Origin of the sequence: Bifidobacterium sp. SO1 (assembly GCF_018555335.1) — a bacterium.
Classification (GTDB): domain Bacteria; phylum Actinomycetota; class Actinomycetes; order Actinomycetales; family Bifidobacteriaceae; genus Bifidobacterium; species Bifidobacterium simiiventris.
In genome coordinates, this window is sequence record NZ_JAFEJR010000029.1 from 1 (window position 1) to 16,974 (window position 16,974).

The 16,974-nt window shown below is 60.4% G+C and carries 13 protein-coding genes and 11 tRNA genes; 19 read left to right on the top strand and 5 right to left on the bottom strand.

All coding sequences use genetic code 11. The annotated features are described in order from the left end of the window. The first annotated feature begins 235 nt into the window (after positions 1-235). Both JS541_RS14025 and JS541_RS14030 read left to right on the top strand, forming a co-directional pair. Positions 236-679, top strand: a complete 444-nt coding sequence (locus JS541_RS14025; protein WP_214375121.1) for a hypothetical protein — start codon at positions 236-238, stop codon at positions 677-679. A gap of 4 nt (positions 680-683) precedes the next feature. Continuing rightward, positions 684-1,718 (top strand): ATP-grasp domain-containing protein, encoded by a 1,035-nt coding sequence (locus JS541_RS14030; protein WP_214375122.1) that lies wholly within the window; start codon positions 684-686, stop codon positions 1,716-1,718. A 144-nt stretch (positions 1,719-1,862) separates the two neighbouring features. On the opposite strand, the gene JS541_RS14035 is transcribed toward JS541_RS14030, so the two are convergent. Then, positions 1,863-2,411 (bottom strand): hypothetical protein, encoded by a 549-nt coding sequence (locus JS541_RS14035; protein ID WP_214375123.1) that lies wholly within the window; start codon positions 2,409-2,411, stop codon positions 1,863-1,865. 9 nt (positions 2,412-2,420) lie between these two features. Next, positions 2,421-2,591, bottom strand: coding sequence for a hypothetical protein (locus JS541_RS14040; RefSeq protein ID WP_214375124.1), 171 nt, complete (start codon positions 2,589-2,591; stop codon positions 2,421-2,423). A 121-nt stretch (positions 2,592-2,712) separates the two neighbouring features. Between JS541_RS14040 and JS541_RS14045 the strand changes: the two genes are divergently transcribed. Together JS541_RS14045 and JS541_RS14050 are read left to right on the top strand one after the other, a co-directional pair. Next, positions 2,713-3,258: a hypothetical protein gene (locus tag JS541_RS14045; protein ID WP_214375125.1), complete on the top strand. Its 546-nt coding sequence runs from the start codon at positions 2,713-2,715 to the stop codon at positions 3,256-3,258. After that, positions 3,255-3,884, top strand: coding sequence for a hypothetical protein (locus JS541_RS14050; protein ID WP_214375126.1), 630 nt, complete (start codon positions 3,255-3,257; stop codon positions 3,882-3,884). The genes JS541_RS14045 and JS541_RS14050 overlap by 4 nt, the downstream gene beginning before the upstream one ends. Here the strand turns inward: JS541_RS14050 and JS541_RS14055 are convergent. Next, a complete protein-coding gene (locus tag JS541_RS14055) occupies positions 3,881-4,297 on the bottom strand; it encodes a DUF262 domain-containing protein (RefSeq protein WP_214375127.1) in 417 nt (138 codons plus the stop codon). The two genes, JS541_RS14050 and JS541_RS14055, sit on opposite strands and share 4 nt — an antisense overlap. A gap of 116 nt (positions 4,298-4,413) precedes the next feature. On the opposite strand from JS541_RS14055, the gene JS541_RS14060 reads away from it, so the two are divergent. Further along, positions 4,414-5,940 carry an ADP-ribosylglycohydrolase family protein gene (locus JS541_RS14060; RefSeq protein WP_240539389.1) on the top strand — a complete coding sequence of 509 codons (1,527 nt, stop codon included), beginning with the start codon at positions 4,414-4,416 and terminating at the stop codon, positions 5,938-5,940. Positions 5,941-5,967: 27 nt separating this feature from the next. Here JS541_RS14060 and JS541_RS14065 read toward each other — a convergent pair whose 3' ends face one another. Next, positions 5,968-6,159, bottom strand: coding sequence for a hypothetical protein (locus JS541_RS14065; protein ID WP_214375128.1), 192 nt, complete (start codon positions 6,157-6,159; stop codon positions 5,968-5,970). A gap of 80 nt (positions 6,160-6,239) precedes the next feature. Continuing rightward, positions 6,240-8,765, bottom strand: a complete 2,526-nt coding sequence (locus JS541_RS14070) for a bifunctional DNA primase/polymerase (RefSeq protein WP_214375129.1) — start codon at positions 8,763-8,765, stop codon at positions 6,240-6,242. 2,750 nt (positions 8,766-11,515) lie between these two features. On the opposite strand from JS541_RS14070, the gene JS541_RS14075 reads away from it, so the two are divergent. The 14 genes from JS541_RS14075 (at position 11,516) to JS541_RS14140 (ending at position 16,822) form a co-directional block, all read left to right on the top strand. Next, positions 11,516-11,589: transfer RNA gene (locus JS541_RS14075), tRNA-Pro, on the top strand. Positions 11,590-11,689: 100 nt separating this feature from the next. Next, positions 11,690-11,762: transfer RNA gene (locus JS541_RS14080), tRNA-Arg, on the top strand. Between the two features lie 154 nt (positions 11,763-11,916). Next, positions 11,917-11,987 (top strand) — tRNA-Gly (locus JS541_RS14085). Between the two features lie 145 nt (positions 11,988-12,132). After that, positions 12,133-12,205: transfer RNA gene (locus JS541_RS14090), tRNA-Arg, on the top strand. 1 nt (position 12,206) lies between these two features. Beyond that, positions 12,207-12,279 (top strand) — tRNA-Thr (locus tag JS541_RS14095). A 241-nt stretch (positions 12,280-12,520) separates the two neighbouring features. Further along, positions 12,521-12,594, top strand: a tRNA-Leu gene (locus JS541_RS14100). A 42-nt stretch (positions 12,595-12,636) separates the two neighbouring features. Then, positions 12,637-12,707: transfer RNA gene (locus tag JS541_RS14105), tRNA-Gly, on the top strand. A gap of 104 nt (positions 12,708-12,811) precedes the next feature. Beyond that, positions 12,812-13,720, top strand: a complete 909-nt coding sequence (locus JS541_RS14110; protein ID WP_214375130.1) for an HNH endonuclease signature motif containing protein — start codon at positions 12,812-12,814, stop codon at positions 13,718-13,720. Between the two features lie 389 nt (positions 13,721-14,109). Further along, positions 14,110-14,183 (top strand) — tRNA-Arg (locus JS541_RS14115). 197 nt (positions 14,184-14,380) lie between these two features. Then, positions 14,381-14,454: transfer RNA gene (locus JS541_RS14120), tRNA-Arg, on the top strand. A gap of 246 nt (positions 14,455-14,700) precedes the next feature. Continuing rightward, a tRNA-Ser gene (locus tag JS541_RS14125) sits at positions 14,701-14,785 on the top strand. A gap of 6 nt (positions 14,786-14,791) precedes the next feature. Further along, positions 14,792-14,875 (top strand) — tRNA-Ser (locus JS541_RS14130). A gap of 386 nt (positions 14,876-15,261) precedes the next feature. Further along, positions 15,262-15,768, top strand: a complete 507-nt coding sequence (locus JS541_RS14135) for a hypothetical protein (RefSeq protein WP_214375131.1) — start codon at positions 15,262-15,264, stop codon at positions 15,766-15,768. After that, complete coding sequence (locus JS541_RS14140) at positions 15,755-16,822, top strand: sortase (RefSeq protein ID WP_214375132.1); 1,068 nt, start codon at positions 15,755-15,757, stop codon at positions 16,820-16,822. Before JS541_RS14135 ends, JS541_RS14140 begins: the two co-directional genes overlap by 14 nt. Positions 16,823-16,974 lie beyond the last annotated feature (152 nt).

Below are 16,974 nucleotides of genomic sequence, written 5' to 3' on the forward strand. Positions count from 1 at the left end.
TCGACGGTGTGGAGGTTGAAGAAGACTTCGCCGTTTTCGTACAGGCGAAGCCCGTTGAGGTGGAATGCCAGCAGTCTCATCATTTTCTCCATTGTGAACGTTTTTTTCGTTTATAACAGCATATCATCTGATGGGGTCTTTCCGTCCTGTTTTTGCGGTCGCAATGATTCGGACGCATGTCATGGATTAAGGTCGGAGGAACAATCCATGTCGAAACGGAAGGAGTAGCCGACGTATGGTTTCCTATGTGACTGCTGAGAACGGCGAGCAGGTGCCGGAAGGCGTGTACGGGAGCGAGTACGGCTACGGCGGATATGTGATCCGAGATCCGGATGATGAACGGTTGTGCCATGGGTTCGAGAATCTATTGGAATCCGGCGGAGTGATGGAGTCCGGTCGGATCGCCCATATGCTCCTGCCCGATGGAAGCAGGACGGACGATCGGATGAAGGCGTTGTATCGTCGTGCGCTCGAACGTCGTAATCGGCTTGACGGTTTGGATGATCGGGCGTTGGCGGTGGCCTGCGATATCGCGGACGGGCTTGCCGTCCCGTATCTGCATGATCCCGATCCGGGCATCCGGTACGCATCGGCGTTGGAGGATGCGTACGGGAAGCTGGCGCATTTCGTGAAGCATTTGACCGTGGATGATCTGCGCCGACAGAACGACGAGGAGTGAACCAATGTCGGATCAATGGCTGATTGACGTGATCCCGTCGAAGTGTCCCGCAGACCTGTCGGATATCCCCGACCCGTACCGTCATGTGTGGGAGCGATATGTGGGTCCGGTGGTCGCGTCGAATGGGGATCGTGAGCGTTGGGTTGAGGATGCGGCGCGTTTGGAGGCGGCGGTCCGGCTGTTGCCCGAACCCATGGTGCGCGTGCTCGGCCGAAAAACGATTATCGAGGATGCGGATCGCATGCCGCATTACGGTCCGATCGCAAGCATTCCGTTCGAGGATCAGATCGGCCTGGACGGCAATGCGGACCGGTACGCCATGTTCCCATCCCTGCGCGGTTTCCTGGGACGAGACGTGACGGTCACCGACTGTGATCCGAAGCGGATTTCGGATGCCGTATTCGCGATGCGCAAACGACATCCGGCCGATGGGCTGGTGGTGAAGTTCATAGCCGCGCCGAAGACGGTGCCATTGGCGTTCATCGACCCGGACTTGTATTACAGGAAGTATGATCCGGATAACGGCGAATGGTATCGCACCTGGTTCGAGCCGGTCGGCTGGCTTGACTGGACGGGCATCCGCTACGAGGGGGAGCCGGACAGTGTGTTCGTCCAGCAGCGTGTGCGCATGCGCTTCGAATATCGGGTGTTCGTGATCGGCGGCAGACCGGTCTGCGGGGCTGGCTGCATTGAGAACCATACGCCCCTCGACAATACGGGCGACGCGTATGATCCGTGGATGGAGGAGACGCGCAACAATCGGAAGCCCGAATCGCACCCGTTGATCGCCGGTCTGTACGAGCAATACGCTTACGAGGTCGCGCATGCGATCCGGGGTGACGTGGAAGGACCGTACACGCTCGACCTGTATCTGGGTGATGACGGTCAGCCGCATGTATTGGAACTGAACCCGATGCGGAACGCCGGACTGTACGCGCTGAACATGGATCGGCTATTGGAGGCGGTGAGTGCGAATCCGGGGGAGTTCACGCCGAAGCCTGCTCCGATGGGGGATGTCATGGAATCGGATGACGTCTGACCGCATAGGCGGGGCATGCCGGAGCCGATCGCCGGCATGTCATCAAAGGGAATTGGGATAGGCATGTCCGATTCCACTCGTGGGGCGGCATTCCCGACAGGGAATGGACGCCCCATAAGTTTCTTCCGCGGGAGGATTTCCTGTTCAGGCTCCGGCCTGGATGAATGCGGCCGGGGTCATGGGCAGAACGTATCTGGCCGCGCCGCCACGAATTCCGTTCAGGTTCGCGCGGACATCATGGATAAGCCCATGGTCATCGGTCACGAGAAGCACGGGAGTCATCGGATCTGTCCTGACCAGATCAAGACAGGTCTCGTACACGACGCCATCCTCGTGATCCGGAGCATCCCCGTATCCTTCCCCGATCCCATGCAGAAGGCGTCCTCCGGTCAGGTCGATCAGCCGTCGCTGGATGGTTTCGCGGAATGAATCCGTTTCTCCGAAGCTCCAGTAAAGGTCGTCATGCAGATGTCTTACGACCTCGGCGAGGATATGGTCGCTCCAGTAGACGTGATAGGAGACTCCGGTGATGCCGCCGGTGTAGCCGCGTAGCAATGCGAGTCTTCTCAGATTCTCATCCTGATCCTTGGCTTTCAGGGCAAGCAGCCGGCGGAAGCCGAATGGGACTCCGGTGAGGGATGCGCAGGTGATGTATATGTTGCAGTCGAATACGACCGCCACGTCGCGGATCATCGTTTCGGCTCAGAGTTCGGGGAGCAGTCCCTTGAAGGATTCGCGTCCCGTGACGTACATGGGCGCCGTGACCTTATGGGTGTCGGCGAGACTGAGATCCGACAGATGCCGGAGCATGTCCAGCAGCCGATCATCGCCCATATCGTCCGCAGTCGTCCGATCATCCGTCATAAGGGTCATGCCATCCGTTCCCATGATTCCGATTGTTCCATGTCGTCTGATCCATATGCGTCATTCGCCCGGATTGCGGAAGATCCTCTTTCCTGCCGGACGCATATCATTCCCGTATGAGGATGGGAGAATGATGGCCATGACGGACGACTGGAATCCCGCGGAGCATCCGTATGAGCCGGAGCTGATCCGTTTCGGCTGGAGGCACACCTACGGATGCTCCGCGTCGGTGACTCGTAACGGGGAACTTGATGCGTGCGGGAATGAGATCGTAGGGTTCCGTCGCTGGTATCCGGGCGAAGGCTACGAGGCCGAACCGCCGGAACAGGGCTGGTACGACGGCGTGTGCGGACGGCATGCGGAGCATGACATGATCCCGTTGAAGCTGGTTCTGGATGCGCTGAAGGATGCGCCCCTGCCGTGCGATATCAGTCATGCCGATCCCATGCGGGTCCGTATCGCCGTCGGCCGGCTGGATGCGGGCTGTCCGGGCATCGTGAAGGTCGGCGGAATGCCGAAGCGGTGCGGCCGGCCGGCGGTCGCATTGCGCGCTTGGAGTCAAGGCGAACTGTTTAATCCGCCGGATGGGTCGGCCCCGATCATCGCCGGCTGCTGCAGAACGCACGTCCGGCGTGAGGTGATCGGACTGGCGAGCGTACTGGAGGCATTGAAATGAGCGATCGTCCGCTGATCCTGATCGACTTCGACGGTGTGATCAACCAGTTCCCCGACGACAAGATCCGCCAGCGCCGGAATTCCGTGGACTGGATGAAGCCGGATGATCCCCGCCGCCGGGTCTATGATCCGGCGAACTGGCTGATCCCCGACCGGAAAGAGCATGTGCGCTTCGACCGGCGCGGCACGTTCCGCATCCTCTGGTCGGACGAGCTCGTGCGACGCCTGGACGCATTGGACGCGGACATCCTCTGGCTGAGCACGTGGCAGCCGCACACCGACCTGCTCAACCAGCATTTGGGCGTCGACTGGGAGACGATCCGCTGGTACGATCCGATCACCGATGCTTTCCGGTATACGGGCAAGCGTCGCGCCGTAATCTCCCATCTGAAGACGGAACGTCCGATCATCTGGATCGACGACGAGGAGACCACCCGCGAGGCGCAATCGGACGTCTTCGCCGCGCGACCGTCCGTACCAGTGTTGGGCGTGGGGCCGGATGCGCGGATCGGGATCAGCCGACCCCAGTTGGGGATGATCGAACGGTTCGTCTCGAATCCGCCCGTCTCGCCGGACGTGAGGTTCGACGTGGCGGGCGGATGGCATGAGGGGCATTGGGGCTTCTAGCCGGCCAGCATCGCCTTGAGCCACATGGACAGGCCGGCGCGGCGGCGTTCGATGAACTCGTGGAAATCCCTGATGTCGAGGCTCGTGATCCGCTGCCGGCCGTCGATGACCGCGTACGCGTCCAGTCCCTTCACGTCGGTGGGCGGATTCTCCTCACCGTATTTTTCCGTGTACTCGTAGAGGAACCGGTAGAACGGGTATTGTCGGCGAATGTCCGGGTCGGTCAGATGCCAGAGCATGATCGTGTTGATGGGATAGTCCTGCATGATGCTGTCGAACAGGCGCTCGATCCGCCCGGCATCCCATACGAACCGGCGTTGAATGCCGGGCAGCACGTAGCGTCCCGAATACGCGTTGTCGACCAGCTGGGCGATGGTCAGATCGGAATAATAGCCGTTGTGCTCGTGGGACAAGAAAGGCTCCTTTCCCCGTGGAATTCGTCCTTCCTTCCCATATGCGTCGGACATGGGCCGCCGTTTCCGGCCGCATAATAGGAGATGAACCGTCTTTCGGAAGGAACCGTATCGTGATGAAGCTTTTCCCCAATTGGACGGACGACCTGTTCCCGGTCCAGTCCGTCGACTGCGAATACAACGACTGCGAGAACCGCTGCCTGTCGAACGGGGACAACATCGGCTGGGTGTGCGACCCCGACACCGGGCAGACCTACTGTCCGAAGCACAACTCGGCCATCCGGGTCCCGTACGAATTGCGCGAACGCTGCGAGACGGACTATCTCACCGCGCAGGACCATGACGTGCTCATGGGCGCGGTCTACGGTCAGGCGGTGGGTGATGCGCTCGGCGTGCCCTACGAATTCAGCCCGCGCGGCACGTTCGACTGCACCGGCATGATCGGCCACGGCTCCCACAGCCAGCCCGCCGGCACATGGTCGGACGACACGGCCATGATGCTCGCCACCCTGGATTCGCTCGCCGACCACTACGGACAGGTGGATACGGATAATCTTCGCGCCAAATACGTGGCGTGGGCGCGAAACGGCGAGTACACGCCGGATGGCGTCGTGTTCGACATCGGCACCACCACCGGCATCGCCCTGGGACAGGATTATGGCTGCGACGGATACTGGGACAACGGCAACGGGGCTTTGATGCGCATCCTCCCATTGGCGTTCACCGGCGCAACGGATGACGACATCCGCAAGGCGAGCGCGGTCACGCATGCGCACGAGATCAGCATGGACGCGTGCGTCAGGTTCGTGCATGCGGCGCGAATGCTGATCGCCAAAGGCGAGCATTACGATCCGAAGATCGTATGCGAACTGGCGGGATTGGATGACATGCGCGGCATCCCCGTAGAGAAGATCAAGTCCGGCACATTCGTATTGGACACGCTGCAAGCCGCCGTCTGGTGTCTCGTCAACACCAGTTCGTACAAGGATTGCGTGTTGAAGGCCGTCAACTTGGGTGAGGATACGGATACGACCGCCGCAGTCGCCGGCGGATTGGCCGGCATCCTGTACGGGTTGGATGCGAACCCGTGGAAGGATCGGTTGCGCGGCAGTGAGAAACTGGAAATGTGGGTGACGAAGGCCGCGTACAACATGCCGCCGTTGAAACCGTGGGAGTGGATTCGCAACGCCGACCCGAAAGTACGGAAGCTACGTGCCGAACGCGACGATGGACTGCAAGAGCTTGTCCAGTTGATCCCCGAATTCCAGAAGGCGATGGATGAGCATCGCAAGCTTTACCATTGGAACGACATGACCAAGGATGAGCGCGGCATCTACGTCTACCGGGGCATCACGTATGATCCGATCGTCGACCGGTATTGGCATGCGATTTACAAGGCTTGGGCGGACAACGGCGACTATCACGAATGGCTGGAAGACCTCAACCTGGAGAACCCAACCGATCTCGCGGAATTCTACGGGAACGGCGATTACGATACGCTCGACCTTGATTCCACGCTCGCGCTGTTGTTGATCCCCACCCGTCAGGAACGATTCGGCGACGGGTCGCTCTGCGGATATCTGGATGACGGGATCATTCTCGCCCTGCTAAGGCATGTCAGGGAGATCATCAAAGGGGAGTAGGAGCCGGCGAAGAACGTCGCCGCCCGGCTAGTCGTCCAGTCGGGCGGCGATCCTTTCCGCCCACTCGTATCCGTACCGGTCCATGACGAGCATCACGCCGTCCGCGACGGCGAACAGCATGAACGTGAGACGCCACCCCTGCGCATCCGCGCCACACATAAGGATCATCAGCAGAATGAACGCGATAAGCATGGTCAGATGCTTCAGATTGCGGATCATGACCGGGTCTCCTTTCGACGGGATCATGCATGCGTCCGCGCCCCACCCCGTCGGCGGGAGTGGGGCGCGGCGATGCGGTTTTACGCGTTCACGGCGCGGTGGATGCTGGTGAGGATCTGACGCGCCTCATGCTCCGGCAGCCCCGAGTTCACCGCCCTTTGGATCAGCTCTCCGTCGATGCGCGCGCACTCCGTCGGATGGGCCTTGTGACGGCCATATCCCCACCTGTAGAGCGTGTCGTTCCGGGATCCTTCCGGGATCGGGGTCAGATCCGGACTGCCGCCCCCCGGATTACCCGAAGGTCGGGTGAGTCCGAGGAATCCGGGATTGGATGCGGCAGGAGAGGCATCGGCCTTCTTCGCGTTCGGATCCTCGATCGCGCCGCATTCGGTCATCCAGTTGACGAGACGCGCGCTCAGATCCGGGATGCGGTCGCCGGCGGGCGTGTCGATCGGACGGTAGGCGCGGCCGTCGGGGAGACGGCTGCCGCCCATGATCACATACCCGGAGCCGCCGAGCTTCAGATCGATCTGGCCGCCGCCGTTATGCGTGCGGCTCTTCACCTTCAGATCGAACCCGTCGGGGAGACGGTAGAGGAGATGCACGCCGCCGGAGGGGGTGCGCACCGCGTACGTGCGGGGGAGGAACACGCTCCCGTATTCGCCGACCTCCGTCTGGATCTGCTCCCAGCCGCTCTGCTCATCCTTCGCATGGCAGTCCAAGTCCAGCCACACGTACCGGGATGAGGTGGTCACGCCCCACACGCCGCCCGAACCCGTGGGACGGCTCATGTCCAATGCGGGATCGTTCGCGGCCTTCTGCCAGGAGTGGCCGGGCAGATTGTCGCCGATCGGGCTCTTGTCGGGACGGCACGGGAAGATGCGCGGCCCGGACTCACTGATCATGGAAGCCCACCTGTCCGCGGTCATGTCGGGCAGCGGGTCGGGGATCGGTTCGACGACCGGCCTGTCCTCGGGGATTTCGCCGATCGCGCGCACGCACGCATCCCAGATCCCGTGAAGCGGATGCCCTTCCGGCGCGGGACGGTACGCGGTGCGCGGACGGCCCGTCTCCGTGCCCTTCTTCGTGCTCGTGCGGATGAGGCCGATGTTCTTCCAGGAGACGCGCAGACCGGGTTCGGGGAACACGAGACCATCCTCCAAAGCGGTGCGGATCATCTGGATTTCCGTGTCGGAGAGGCTTTCCGGGTCCATGAACGCGGCGGCCCGGTACTGGCGGTCGCCGTAGAGGCCCCAGCAGGTCGCGGAGCAGAGCATGAACGGCCAGAATCCCCACCGGTTGCGGAACGGGAGATACCTGTCGGCGCGCACATTGGGGCTGATCATGGTCGCGAACGCGAAGCGACGCTGTTCGGCCTCGCTTTCGCCCAACGGCAGGTGGTAGTTGGTGGTGAGAATGTGCACGGCCTGCGGTATCCCGTCGGTCGCGTTCTCGCCCTGCCGGCGCGCGCTGAACGGGAGCAGTCCGGTGAGCAGGGTCTTCAATGCGGGGAGGATCCGGTCGAAGCGCCCGTGGGTCGGATCATAGTCATCGCTCAATGCGAGCTGGTGGCTGGTGAGGTCGAGCATCTTGTTCTCCGCGCTCATCGCGGTCGGCTGTCCCAGCAGGTCGAGGCTCAACGTGGTGGCCTGATCGCCGAGATGGGCCATGAGATCCTTCGCGAGCGACGATTTGCCGGTGCCTCCCGGCCCCTGATACACGTACGCGCATTCCGGATGGCTGCGGAGGAACGGCGCGGTGAGACTCCTTTTCAGATTCTGCAGGGAGTCGAGGCTGCCGCCGGTCCACTCCCAGAGGATGGATGACGCCTCCCGGCTGAGCCGCATCGCCTCGTTGCAGGTGACGGGCACGCTCACCGTGTAGGTGAGGGGTCGGTCCGCGTCGAGCGTGGCGCACGGCTTCCATTCGGATTTCACGAATCCGGCTTCGCGGCATTCGTAGTCGCCGGCGCCGATCCAGCTTTGGGTTTCATCCCCGCGTCGTTCGGTGCGCGTCCACGCTCCGAGTTTTGGGTCGTGTTCGAAGATGATCCGCCCGTCGGTGCAGTCGAATCGGCAGCCGCGCCGGATGGTCTGGCCGGCGAGGAGGAGCGCGTCGCGTATCCACGAGTCGATGCCGGGCAGATCCATGTCCTTCTTGCCGCCGCCGTACGTGATCTTCAGCGAGCCGACGGGCGCCCAGCGGACGGGCGCTTCGGTGACGACGTAGTCGGGGAGGACGCGACGGTAGAGGACGCCGCCGCCGGGCGCGTTCGGGTCGGGGAGGATGCGCAGGTCGGGGATGGGGGCGATGGTCTCGCTGATCATCCGGCACACCCAGATGGGGAGCATGCCGGTGGGATCCTCCCACGTCCACGCCTCCTGGCCTTCGCGCTGGACGACGCTCTGGAGCCTGTTCTCCATGTCCTCGCCGCCGGCCTCGACGGGGGTCATGCTGCGGCATACTTTGGCGAGCGCGATCCTTTGCGCGAGGAACACGTGCTGGCCGGCGAGGTCGGCGAGGAAGCCTCCGTCGACGTGGCCGGGGAAGAGCGGCGGGTTGAGTCCGGGGCGGCCGATGCAGAATGGATTGTCTGTCTGTGTCATACCCGCTCGTATGCGTCGGCGAACCACCCATCCGGTCGCGCCGGCGTGTCGCCTCGCTATGACACGGGACCCGGTATGCATTCACGCGTGCCGTATGAACGAGGCTTATGCATACCTTCCGGAGTCGAGGATCGTTGGAATCAAGCCGTTTTTGAACGTCCTTAAGAGGCGTAGGAACCGTAGGAACCTACTTTTGGCTTTCGCTCTCTCTTATGGGATTCCCTTTCTGCCCTTCAGGACACGCCCCGACGGCATTCCGGCCGTCCCGAGGCGCCGGCATTCCGCCGGAGCGGAGGACGAAGGCTCCGACGACCGATGGGAACGGAGGCCGATTCCCCGCTCCGGTATGCATTTACGCGTGTCGTAGGAACGGGGCTTATGCATACCCTCAAGAGCCGGAAATCGTTGGAATCAAGCCGTTTTCGAATACCCTTAAAGGGCGTAGGAACCGTAGGAACCTACTTTCCGCCTTTACTCTTATCTGTCTGATCTCCCTTTACCCTTTAAAGTACGTTCCTACGGTTCCTACGGCATTTTGACCGCCTGAGAACGTTGATATTCCGCCACTCTCGGAGCCGAAAGGTATGCATTAGACATGTTCCTACAAATGCATACCGGCGTGAGGGAGGCGGATCTTCCGCGATCATCGTCATCCGATGCGGGCCGCATCCACTCGAAGCCTTTCGACCGGATGCGGCCCGCATCGGATCGACCGACGAACCCGCCGAACGGAGCGGATGGGGGATCAGTGTCGATTCCGGGCTTCGGTATGCATTTACGCGTGCGGTATGCATGAGCCTAATGCATACCTTCGGCGGCCTTGGATCGTTGGAATGAAGCCGTTTTAAGACACCCCTAAAGAGCGTAGGAACCGTAGGAACCTACTTTTGGGTTTTCTCTCTTCTTGCGGATTCCCTCTTACCCTTTAAAGTACGTTCCTACGGTTCCTACGCGATTTCCGCCGTCCAGAAACGTTGGAATTCCGCCAGTCTCGGAGCCGAAAGGTATGCATTAGGCATGTTCCTACAAATGCATACCCCGGCATACCGGAATGCCGGAATGCCGGAGCCGACGACGGGTCGAATCGAAGGGAAGTCGTCGTCCGCCACCCCGTCCGTCTCGGGACGAAAACGGGGCGTCTGATGGCGAATGGCACGAGGGCGAGCAGTCCTGCGGGATTCGTCCGTTCGGGCGCGACGCGGCGTTCCACGGGGCGAATCCGATCAACCCGGCTCCGGCATGCCATGAGAGCCATTTCCGCGAACGCATTCCGACGGGAGGCGACCAATGGGGGATGGAGGCCGATCCGCCGCTCCGGTATGCATTTACGCGTGTCGTAGGAACGAGCCTTATGCATACCTTCGGGAGTCGAAAAACGTTGGAATCAAGCCGTTTTAAGACACCCCTGAAAGCCGTAGGAACCGTAGGAACCTACTTTTGGGTTTTCTCTCTTCTTTAGGATTCCCTCTTACCCTTTAAAGTACGTTCCTACGGTTCCTACGCGATTTTCGATGCCCGAAAACGTTGATATTCCGCCGTTCCTGAAGCCGAAAGGTATGCATTAGGCTCGTTCCTACAAATGCATACCGGGCTGGAAATACGAGCCGAGCCGATCCTTCGAAGCCCTCGTCGTCCTTATCGGCGCGAGGCGGGGATGCCGAGGGAACGACGGAACCCCATCCGGTCATCGACCCAAGCGAGGGGAGCCGCGGACGAACGGATGCATTCCCTCGCATCGGCTTCGGTATGCATTTACGCGTGTCGTAGGAACGGGGCTTATGCATACCAATGGGAGCCTAAGATCGTTGGAATCAAGCCGTTTTAAGACACCCTTAAAGGACGTAGGAACCGTAGGAACCTACTTTCCGCTTTTACTCTCTCTTACCTATCCTGCCCTTACCCTTTAAAGTACGTTCCTACGGTTCCTACGGCATTTTGGCCGTCTAGAAACGTTGGAATTTCGCCAGCCTCAGAGGCGAAAGGTATGCATTAGGCATGTTCCTACGAATGCATACCGGGACGGGATTACCATCAACCGGCCGGAGTCACCCCTCCGGCATCCCGCATCGGATTGGCGGGCGAATCCCTCCGGCGGAGACGACGGCCGGCGGGGATTGAAACTGATCCCATGCCACCGGTATGCATTTACGCGTGTCGTAGGAACGGGCCTAATGCATACCTTCGGGAGTCTGAAATCGTTGGAATGAAGCCATTCTTCGATACCCCTTAAAGGCGTAGGAACCGTAGGAACCTACTTTCCGCTTTTACTCTCATCTGCCCGATCTCCCTTTACCCTTTAAAGTACGTTCCTACGGTTCCTACGGCGTTTCCGGTGCCTGAGAACGTTGGAATTCCGCCGGTTTGCAAGGCGAAAGGTATGCATTAGGCATGTTCCTACGAATGCATACCGGGGTCGTCGGGGGTGAAATCAACGAACGATCACCAAGGAACGTCGTCCCCCATCCCGCCGATGTCGGTCCGGAAACGGGGCGTGGTACGGCGAAACGGATCGGATGCGAATCGTTCATCGGGTTTCGACCATGCGGGGTGCGACGCGGCGTTCTCCGGCCCCATACGCCGCCGTCCGGGAGCGCGCTTCCATCCCCGTGTCGCGGCATAGATTCCGCCGCGACACGCCGAAGCATCCGGAACGCCGGTTCCGGACGCATGCATGCCCATGTCGCCCGGACGCACCAAGCCCGGAACGCGACGAGACGGTTGATAACGGAACAGTGGACAAGACATTTACGCGGATCGTGGCGCAGTCTGGCAGCGCGCCCGGCTGGGGGCCGGGAGGCCGCGGGTTCGAATCCCGCCGATCCGACGAATCCCCGCACCCGTTCTCCCGGATACGGGGATCTCATGGGAAAGCACACACAAGCCCCCGCGGCCGACTATTTTAGGCCGTCGGACGCGGGGCATCCGCCTTCGTGGCCCAGTGGATAGGGCGTCCGCCTCCGGAGCGGAAGGCCGCGGGTTCGAATCCCGTCGAAGGCACTCGGATGATCCGCGATGCGGGGAACGCGATGGTACCGGAAAACTCACAGACAACCAATTACCGTAAACCGAGCTCCGGCAGACTCTCAACCATCGCACGCACCCGCATCACGGATCACCCCCGGCCGGATGGAAAGTTTTCGCCGGCCGAATCGCGGATGTAGCACAATGGCAGTACGCCCGCCCTCCAAGCGGGTAATGCGGGTTCGATTCCCGTCATCCGCTCCCACGCGCGGCCGCCACGCCGTCAACGCCGCCCCTCCCCGCTCCGTGCCATAGGCGGGGGAGCGGGAACGATGGGAAGTTCCAGCCGGGTATTTACTCGCCCCGGCGTCACGGACTCCCAGCTGCGTCGGCCGTCGCGCGTCCAGCCCCCGTAGCTCAACGGATAGAGCCGCGGTTTCCTAAACCGTGGGCAGCCGGTCCGACTCCGGCCGGGGGCACGCCGCCATAGCTCAGTTGGCAGAGCGGTCGCCTCGTAAGCGACAGGTCACCGGATCATACCCGGTTGGCGGCTCTCGGGGTCCGAAGGTCTCTCTCTCAATCTCTCAGCTTCCCCTCCGGACCCCTTCATGGCCTTCGCCGCATTCGGGCGGCACGGCGGGTTCGAATCCCGTCGAAGGCGCGAGACCCCATGCGGAACGTCCTTCTCCCGTACCGCATGGGGTCTTATGAGGGCAGGTTCTTCCTCTCCTGCTCTTTTATGTTGGACAGGGCCGGCCGGCCCATGATGGAATCACACTGCCGGCCGGCCCATTGCTTCCGTAGCCCAACCGGCAGAGGCACGGCATTCAAAACGCCGCAAGTGCGGGTCCGAATCCCGCCGGAAGCACGCATCCGCCCGTCTTATCTGTCTGGGGCGGGCGGATCATTCGCGGACATGGTGTAACGGCAGCACGCGACCTTCCCAAGGTCGAGGCGCGGGATCGTCCCCCGTTGTCCGCTCGAAGCCCCGCATGATTCATTCAGCGGAGCATCACGCCTTGGCATGGGACGCGCTTCACGAAACTATGCCGCATCATCACGATCCAACAACTCCAAGGATTTGTATGAAACAATGCAAATTCCCCGGCTGCACAAAGAAAACCCTCGCAAGAGGCTACTGCACCGGACATTATCAGCAATGGTATTACGGTAAAACTCCACACCCTCTACGGAGATATGCAACTTTCGACCTTGACGATCTGAAAGCAATGACGACGACCAATGATAACGGTTGTTTCATCGTCAACGGTAATAGTCGGTTGAATATGACCGTTTCCGTCGCTGATCGAAGAATCCCTCTGAAGCGGCTTGCCTATCGACTGGCATTCGGAGACGAGGGAAACTGCAGTTGGATGGATAATGTCTGCGGGAATCCGTATTGCTACAATCCAGATCATCTGATCCCTCATGTTGCATCTAAAAGCAGTAAGAGGAGCAGTCGCCCCAGAAAACGGTATCAAGGAAACATCAATGATCCGATCACCCGTGAGGGAGCGATTCGTTTCTGGACAAACATTCAGAGACGATCATATGGATGCTGGGAGTGGACGGGATCGCTTCGCTGTGGATACGGCGTATTTGGATACGGTGGACAGCTTTATAGTGCTCATCGTTTCGCGTACCGTCTTGCCAACGGGTTCATTCCAGATAACCTGATCATCGATCATATCTGTCGCAACCGCAAATGCGTGAATCCAAATCACCTGCGATTGGGCACCTACGCGCTCAATCGTCAGAATGTAGCGGAAAGCACGAAGTCACGAAGCGGACACCTCAATGTGAGTTGGAAAAAGAAAGACAATCGATGGGAAGTCAGCGTGATGCGAAACGGTAAAAACTTCTATGGAGGAGAATACAGGAGTCTGAGCGATGCGGTCGCTGCCGCAAGGAAACTGCGTAACAAGGTCTCCACTTTCAATGCCATAGATCGCTATCCGGGAAACATTAATATGGAAACGATTCTTTCCGAATAGTCGGGGATGATCATCAAGCCTGATTAGCTCAACAGTAGAGCAGGGGACTTTTAATCCTCGTGTCGTCGGGGCAGCACCGACATCAGGCACGAGTCGATTCGTCTGATCAACGATTCGACTATAGGGAGTGAGAACGTACGACTCCTTCCTTTTCCACCTGTCCTCGCCGTTGGAATCATGACGGTGGAGGCAGACATGTGATCATGCCGGATGATCGTGGAACTTCCGGTGGCATGTCCTTCGTTTCACATGGAGAAGACATCACGGCTTTGCTTCCCGGTGGGGTCGTGGCAGCTTGGTTCGAATCCAAGAGGACATACGAAGATGATGAGGCCAATATCAAGTCGAACGTTCCGCGTTTGCACCGCCCTCGCTTCATCATCTTTTTCGCCTTCGTAGCTCAATGGATCAGAGCGCAAGCCTACGGAACTTGGTGTTGTGGGTTCGAGTCCCACCGAAGGCACGCATTCGAAGCCAGTGCTAGAGCTTTTGCCTCCTTTCACACACGGCGCTGGTCTGGTTAATCCAAGTCGGCTGGAAACTCGAATGCGGCCGGCATCCCACGCTCGTAGCGGCATGAGTTTTCGGGTTGATTTTTCTCACCCGTTACGAGTGGTACCAATCCGGTTGCCGGTCCGGTAGGGGACAAAACCCGGCGTCGCCTTTGTAGCTCAGTTGGATAGAGCAGAAGATTTCTAATCTTCGCGTCGCTGGTCCGAATCCAGTCAAAGGCACTCGAAGATAGCCATAGGCTGACTGTTTTTGGAATGTTTTTCGGACATTGAACGAATACCGTAAACGAGCAATAGTCCCTTGACCAAACGAGCATAAACCAATGTTCCAAAAACCGTTGACCGTATGGTATCTTCCCCATTGGCATTCCCGGTTTCAGATTCATGGTCACCTCGAATTTTATCCACAATAAGATTCGGACAGACTCTAACCTATTGACCGTGAACAGGGAACGGGAATGCCAAAACGGTTTGTTGGTCGAGCGGTCGAAGACAATCGTCTTGAAAGCGATACTTCCTCATGGGAGCGCAGGTTCGAATCCTGCACAAACCGCAACATGGATGGTAGGCTGAGCGGCTAAAGCGCCCCACTGCTAATGGGGTTCGGGTAACACCGTGGCGGGTTCGACTCCCATGCCATCCGCTTTGCGACGTCAACGCCGCCACCGTCCCGCAGTGACCGACGGTGGAACGATGGGGGCCGGCATGCCACATGGACTCCGTTCTCTCTGTTGACGGAACAACGGCCTCCAGCGTCGCATCCACCCGTTCCCGGAGGGGCATCCGCATGACGCGGATACCCCTCCGGTAGATGCCTTCCGGCATCATGAATGCATCCAGCCCGGAAAGGGCCCGTTCATGACGCCCCTGATGATTACTGCGCATAGCCTTTGCGCATGACCGATGAAATCATCTCATTCCCGGAGGGAAACCCGATCCGGATGCCGTCCCCGCCGATTCTGTTCGACGGGGAGACGATGCGGGCCATCATGTCGAAGCCGATCATCCGTCCGACGCATGAGACGAAGCATGAACGGAACGAATGACATGAGGATGCTTGCGGCCATGATGGCCGACCGGACGCCGACCGTCGGCATACCATGCGGCGTGGGGCGAAGATCCGCGCCCGCACCGTATCCGGACCGGCCCATGGAGGGCGAATGGTTCATCCCATACACGGGACTGCCGAACGGACTGCCCCGTCTAATGGCGGGATTCCTCGCCGGACTCGGCATGGCCCCGCTCCTGACCGGATTCCCGTCATGGCGGGCCGGACTGTGGATGATCGCCTGCTGGCTGTCCGCACTTGTCGCGGGATCACTGCTGTCACACGCTTGCCGTCCCCCGTTGCATGATCTCATCGAAGACGGATGGGCGATTCGCATCATCCGACTGGATCGGGATCATCCCCTTTCGGACGCGTACACGATCCGATGGAACGAGGAGGGGAGCATTCTCACCGGACGCGTTCTCGCCAGGGATGGTCGGATATGGCTGTTCGACCGCAACGGGAGGCCGATCCATGCGCGACCGTAAACGCCATAAGGATCCGTTAGGACTGATCTCCGGCCTGTGCCTCCTGCTCTCTCTCCTGCTCGCCTTCCAGATCGGATGGCAGTATTACGGGAGCGGACTGGACACGCAGACCATGATCCGCACCGGCAACGAGACGGTGCGCACGCCGATCCCCGTACAATCGAAGGATCACGTGGCGAAGCTCCGGCATGACACGCCGCCCGTCGAACAGGCACCCGCGCACGGAGTGCTGTTCGGCTGGATCTTCCTCCCCGACGTGGATCGTGCATGGTCGCGTCCGATCATGCAGGGCACCGATCCGAATGTGCTGGACGGATTGGGCGCCGGGCATTACGAGCCTACGGTCATGCCCGGCGGACGCGGCAACAGCGCGTATGCCGGGCATGACACGGTATCCGACTTCGGTCTCACCTACCGGCTGAAGCCGGGGAATCGGATCATCATCCGCACCGCCTCCCACTGGTATGTGTACGAGGTGACCGATTCGCGGATCGTGACGAGCGCGGACACGTGGGTGATCGGAGACGAGGCTCCCGGCGTGGAGCGGGGGATCACTTTGACGACCTGCTGGCCGCTGTTCACCCCCACGGACACGGGGCAAAGATACGTGACCTGGGGACGGTTCGTCGGCTGGGCGGACACCTCGGACGGCGTGCCGGAGGCGCTCGCGGATTCGAGTCTCTCATTCCGGGAGAAGGTGTCCCGGCGAAGCGTGGAGCGGCTGTCGGAATTGCGGCTTCCCGTGACCGGCGTCGCGGGCATCGCCTGTCTGACGGGATGGCTGGTCGCGGATGGTCTCATGTGGCTGTGCTTCCACCGGCGGATGCGCGCCGTATGGTCGCGTCCGTCGTGGAATCCGATGGTCTGGCTGTGGCGGCTGCAGGCCGGCCCCACCGGCGGCGGATGGGGTCTGCGCATCGTCTCCCTGCTGATCCGTATGCTGCTGGCGGCCATGCTGCTGGCGGGGGTCATGTTCCTGATGTGGCGGTGGGCGTGCCCCCGGCTGGCGGACGTGATCCCATGGCTCGCCGCCCCGCATAGTACGGTCGCATGAACAATACACACATGCCGGTCTTCAGGGCGGGTTCCAGTGATCGTTGCAACGCCTGATGATCCGAGAGGAGAGATCAGGTGGGCAAGTGGGTGTTCGACGGTGTCAAGTACGCGACCCGGAGCCTGATGTGCGAGGCGCGCCGCGAGCGGTAT

Coding starts and splice junctions, on each gene's coding strand:
- JS541_RS14140 (WP_214375132.1), top strand. CDS start 15,755: ATGCGCGACCGTAAACGCCATAAGGATCCGTTAGGACTGATCTCCGGC.
- JS541_RS14035 (WP_214375123.1), bottom strand. CDS start 2,411: ATGATCCGCGACGTGGCGGTCGTATTCGACTGCAACATATACATCACC.
- JS541_RS14025 (WP_214375121.1), top strand. CDS start 236: ATGGTTTCCTATGTGACTGCTGAGAACGGCGAGCAGGTGCCGGAAGGC.
- JS541_RS14045 (WP_214375125.1), top strand. CDS start 2,713: ATGATGGCCATGACGGACGACTGGAATCCCGCGGAGCATCCGTATGAG.
- JS541_RS14135 (WP_214375131.1), top strand. CDS start 15,262: ATGAACGGAACGAATGACATGAGGATGCTTGCGGCCATGATGGCCGAC.
- JS541_RS14050 (WP_214375126.1), top strand. CDS start 3,255: ATGAGCGATCGTCCGCTGATCCTGATCGACTTCGACGGTGTGATCAAC.
- JS541_RS14040 (WP_214375124.1), bottom strand. CDS start 2,591: ATGACCCTTATGACGGATGATCGGACGACTGCGGACGATATGGGCGAT.
- JS541_RS14110 (WP_214375130.1), top strand. CDS start 12,812: ATGAAACAATGCAAATTCCCCGGCTGCACAAAGAAAACCCTCGCAAGA.
- JS541_RS14030 (WP_214375122.1), top strand. CDS start 684: ATGTCGGATCAATGGCTGATTGACGTGATCCCGTCGAAGTGTCCCGCA.
- JS541_RS14070 (WP_214375129.1), bottom strand. CDS start 8,765: ATGACACAGACAGACAATCCATTCTGCATCGGCCGCCCCGGACTCAAC.
- JS541_RS14060 (WP_240539389.1), top strand. CDS start 4,414: ATGAAGCTTTTCCCCAATTGGACGGACGACCTGTTCCCGGTCCAGTCC.
- JS541_RS14065 (WP_214375128.1), bottom strand. CDS start 6,159: ATGATCCGCAATCTGAAGCATCTGACCATGCTTATCGCGTTCATTCTG.